The sequence below is a fragment of the Calditrichota bacterium genome (assembly GCA_014359355.1).
Taxonomy (GTDB): domain Bacteria; phylum Zhuqueibacterota; class Zhuqueibacteria; order JANLFK01; family Oleimicrobiaceae; genus Oleimicrobium.
The window spans coordinates 1-4,410 of record JACIZP010000114.1; the positions used below are offsets into that span (position 1 = coordinate 1).

The window sequence follows — 4,410 nt, forward strand, 5'->3', positions numbered from 1 at the left end:
CCTGACGGGCACGACAAGATTGGCGAGGCGGTGGCGAGAGGCGCTGCCGTGGTGGTGCTGCAGAAAGACCGAGAGGTACCGGCGCCGGCAGTAAAAGTGCAAGTGCCCGACTCCCGGGCCGCCCTCGCCATGCTGGCCAACAAGTTTTACGGCTACCCCTCGCAGCAACTGAAGCTCATCGGCGTGACGGGCACCAACGGCAAGACCACTACCACCCACATTGTGGAAAGCATCCTCCTCCAGAAGACAGGGGTCGGTCTCATCGGTACCCTGTACTACAAGATCAACGGCACCATTCACCAGTCCAAGGACACTACGCCTGAGCCGCCGGACCTGCATGCCATCTTCCGGCGCATGGTGGGCGAAAAGGTGAGCTACTGTGTGCTGGAGGTTTCGTCCCACGGCATCGACTTCCACCGCGTGGACGGCTGCCAGTTTGATGTGGCGGTGTTCACCAACCTCACGCAAGACCATCTTGACTACCATGGCACCCTCGAGAACTACCGGCGCACCAAGATGCGCCTGTTCGAGTGGTTGGCACCCGACAAGCATGCTGTGGTGAATAGGGACGATCCGTCGGCTGACCACTTCATCAAGGCCACCCGTGCACGTGTCTTGACCTACGGCGTCGAGAAGCCAGCGGACCTGATGGCGCGGGACATCCGCCTTTCAGTTCGTGGGACCGCATATCAGCTCTGCACGCCGGCCGGGGCGATTCCGGTGCAGATGCGCCTGCTGGGCATGTTCAACGTGTACAACGCCCTCGCGGCTGCCGGCGCAGCCTTTAGCCAGGGGGTCGATCTTGAGACCATCAAGCAGGGACTGGAGCGGCCAATTCGCGTGGCCGGGAGGTTTGAGCTCATCGAACGTGGCCAGGATTTTACCGTGGTGGTGGACTATGCGCACACGCCGGACGGGATGACTAACGTGTTGACCTTAGCCCGCTCTTTGCAGCCGAATAGGGTGATTACGGTCTTCGGCTGTGGCGGCGATCGCGACAAGGAAAAACGCCCCATCATGGGCAAAATCGCCGGTCAGATGAGCGACCTGGTGGTGGTCACTGCGGACAACCCGCGCAATGAGGATCCCGCGCAGATTGCCGAAGAAATCGTGGCCGGGATGGACGCCGCGCCGCACAAGGTAATCCTTGACCGGCGCGAGGCGATCGCCTATGCGCTGCGGCAGGCCCGGCCCGGCGACATCGTGATGCTGCTGGGCAAGGGGCACGAGTCCACCCAAACGCTGAAAGACCGCACGGTGCCGTTCAACGACGCCCAGGTCGCCGCAGGGTTGTTGGACGAGCTCGCGGCTTAGGAGGGGCTGGCATGAAGGCGAGAAGCTGGAGGGTCAAAGGTCCCAGAGACAGAACTGTCTTGCTTCTCCGCGGTGCAGCGTTGGTGGTGTTCTCGTTAGCTACGTGGGCGGTGGCAACAGGAGAGGACAGCATGGAACAGGCAGGGCAGGGTATCGTGTGGGCGAAGATCCAGCGCTTGGACAGAGTAGAATTCATGTTGGGTTTCGACGCACCTGGTCTCCGCGCAGCTGACATCGAGATTTCACCGCCCACCAGGATTAAGCAGGTCCAACAGGAGGGACGCAAGGTCGTCCTGACCACCGCTCCGCTCAAGCTGACCGAATGCTATACGCTCCGCGTGCGCGGCGGGGGTGAAAGAGAGCTGCAACCTGACGGCGTTCTGGACCAGTTCTGCTCTGACAAGCCACTCGGTTGCCACGTGCAAGGGAAAAAGGCAACCTTTCGCCTCTTTGCGCCGCGCGCTCGCCAGGTCACCTTGGAGTTGTTTGAGCGGCATGACCAAGAGCGCGGCGTGGAGTACCGCATGCGCCGCGATGGTCAAGGCGTGTGGGAGTGCACGGTGCACGAACCGTGCGTTGGCAAGTACTACGCTTATCGGGTGGACGGCCCGCAGAGTCCCACCGAGATGTTTGATGCCAATCGGCACATTGTCGATCCTTATGCGCGCGCGGTGGTCACGCTCAACCACTTCCGCCACCCCGGCAAGGCGCTCATCCTCCCTGAGGACGATTTCGACTGGGAGGGCGACACCTGGGTGACAATCCCGCCCCGCGACCTGATCATCTACGAACTGCATGTGCGCGACATGACCGCCCACCACAGCTCCGGCGTACCCGAGGCGCTGCGGGGCACCTACCTCGGTCTGGCCTACCCCGGGGCACGAGGGGGTATCGATTACATCAAGAGCCTTGGGGTGAACGCGGTGGAGCTCTTGCCCGTGCACGAGTTCGCCAACATGGAGCCGCCGTACAAGGACCCCAGTCTGCTGCCGGCAAACACCTGGAACCCCTATGCCCGCAACCACTGGGGCTACATGACTTCCTACTTTTTCGCCCCTGAGTCCTACTATGCCACCGGGGGGACCATGGAGCCTGGACGCTACTGCGGCGTCGATGGCCGGCAGGTGCGCGAGCTCAAGGAGCTGGTCAAGGCGTTCCACAAAGCCGGCATCGCGGTGCTCCTGGATGTGGTTTATAACCACGTGGCTCAGTACGAGTGGAACTGCTTCAAGCTCATCGACAAAAAGTACTATTTTCGGCTGGATAACGACCAGAATTTTACCTCGGAGAGTTGGTGCGGCAACGATTTCAAGACGGAGCGCCCCATGGCGCGTCGGCTCATCCTCGAGAGCGTCAAGTACTGGATGACCGAGTATCACATCGATGGCTTTCGTTTCGACCTGGCGGCGCTCATCGACTGGGAGACCTGTGAGCAGATAATCGCCGAGGCACGGCGCATCAACCCTCACGTCATTCTCATCGCCGAAGCCTGGGGCATGGGCAAGTACGAGCTGGCCGGCTTCTCCGACCGCGGCTGGGCCTCCTGGAACGACCAGATCCGGAACGGGGTCAAGGGGCAGAATCCTTATGACGGGCTGGGCTTCATCTTTGGCAAATGGCAGGGCGGGAACAACCTGCACAGCATTCAGAACTACGTGCTCGGTACCCTGCGCTCGGAGGGAGGGCTCTATCTCGACCCCGCCCATGCGGTTAACTACCTGGAGTCCCATGACGACCACACCTTCGGCGATTTTGTACGCATCGGCAACGGCGACATCCGCGAAGACGAGGTGGTGGTGGACCTCGATGCTCACGTCCGGCTCAGCGAAAGGCAGATGCGGCTAAACAAGCTGGGGGCGCTGTTTCTCTTTACTTCGCAAGGCATGGTGATGATGGCCGAGGGTCAGGAGTTTGCACGCAGCAAGGTCATTGCCCGCTGCGACCTGCCCGATGTGCGCTGCGGTACCATCGACCACAACAGCTACAACAAAGACGACGAGACCAACTACCTGAACTATCGGCACGCGGACATCAATCGCGAGCTGGTGGACTACTACCGCGGGCTTATCGCGCTGCGCAAGGCCCATCCCTCTTTCCGGCGCGCTCACAAAGAGCAGATCCACTTCTTCAACGGGCCGCTGGTTTTCTCCTTTGGCTTTCTGATTGACGGCTGCCAGTTGGGCGACAGCCACGACTTTGTGGTGGTGCTCAATGGCGACCCACAGCAGGAGGCGGCCATGGTGCTGCCGGAAGGGACGTGGCAGACGGTGGTGGACCAGCGTTCGGCGGGCGTGGAACCTTGCGGCCCGCCATTGCGTGGGCTGGTGCAGGTGCCGCCGACCTCGGGAATGGTGTTGCGGCGAGCTCCGAACGAATGACTTGGATTCCAGGGGGCCTGCACTCGAGCAGAGAGCTTTTTGGATGGTGGAAACAGTGGACGAAGGAACGGCTCTGTCGAGGACAAACTGCGGGTGACCAACCATGAGGAGCACACAGGACACACAGCGCGTCTACGATGTGATCGCGGCCGGGCACATCTGCCTGGATATCATCCCGGCTTTTCCTGACACCAAGGTTCAAGACATTGGCGCCCTGCTCCGCCCCGGCAAGCTGGTCAACGTCGGACCAGCTGCCATCAGTACCGGCGGACCGGTGTCCAACACGGGCCTGGCAATGAAGAAGCTGGGCCTCAACGTGGCCTTCATGGCAAAAGTGGGCGATGACGAGTTTGGACGGCTCATTCGTGAGCGACTGCGTCGAGAAGGGAGCGACGCTGGCATAGCCGTGGCCCCAGGAGAGGCGTCGTCGTACACCGTGGCCATCGCCCCTCCTGGGATTGATCGCATCTTTCTGCACAACCCTGGCACAAACGATACCTTCGGTGCCGACGATGTGGACTATGCGGTGGTGGATCAGGCAAAGGTCTTTCACCTTGGCTATCCCCCACTCATGCGGCGGCTGTTTGCCGACGGGGGCGCCGAACTGGTGGAGATCTTCCGCCGGGTGCACGATGCAGGAACTATCACCTCATTGGATATGTCTTTGCCCGACCCGGCTAGCGAATCCGGGCGAGCACCGTGGCGCGAGATTTTGCAG

The 4,410-nt window shown here is 61.3% G+C and carries 3 protein-coding genes; all 3 read left to right on the forward strand.

All coding sequences use genetic code 11. The annotated features are described in order from the left end of the window. A partial coding sequence (locus H5U38_04735; GenBank protein MBC7186328.1) for a UDP-N-acetylmuramoyl-L-alanyl-D-glutamate--2,6-diaminopimelate ligase occupies nt 1–1,314 on the forward strand: 1,314 nt, incomplete at its 5' end. Nucleotides 1,315–1,325: 11 nt separating this feature from the next. Then, the gene (locus H5U38_04740; GenBank protein ID MBC7186329.1) at nt 1,326–3,692 is read left to right on the forward strand and encodes a pullulanase; all 2,367 of its coding nucleotides are present in this window, start codon (nt 1,326–1,328) and stop codon (nt 3,690–3,692) included. 103 nt (nt 3,693–3,795) lie between these two features. Further along, nucleotides 3,796–4,410, forward strand: a 615-nt coding sequence (locus H5U38_04745; GenBank protein ID MBC7186330.1) for a carbohydrate kinase family protein, incomplete at its 3' end; no start/stop codon positions are given.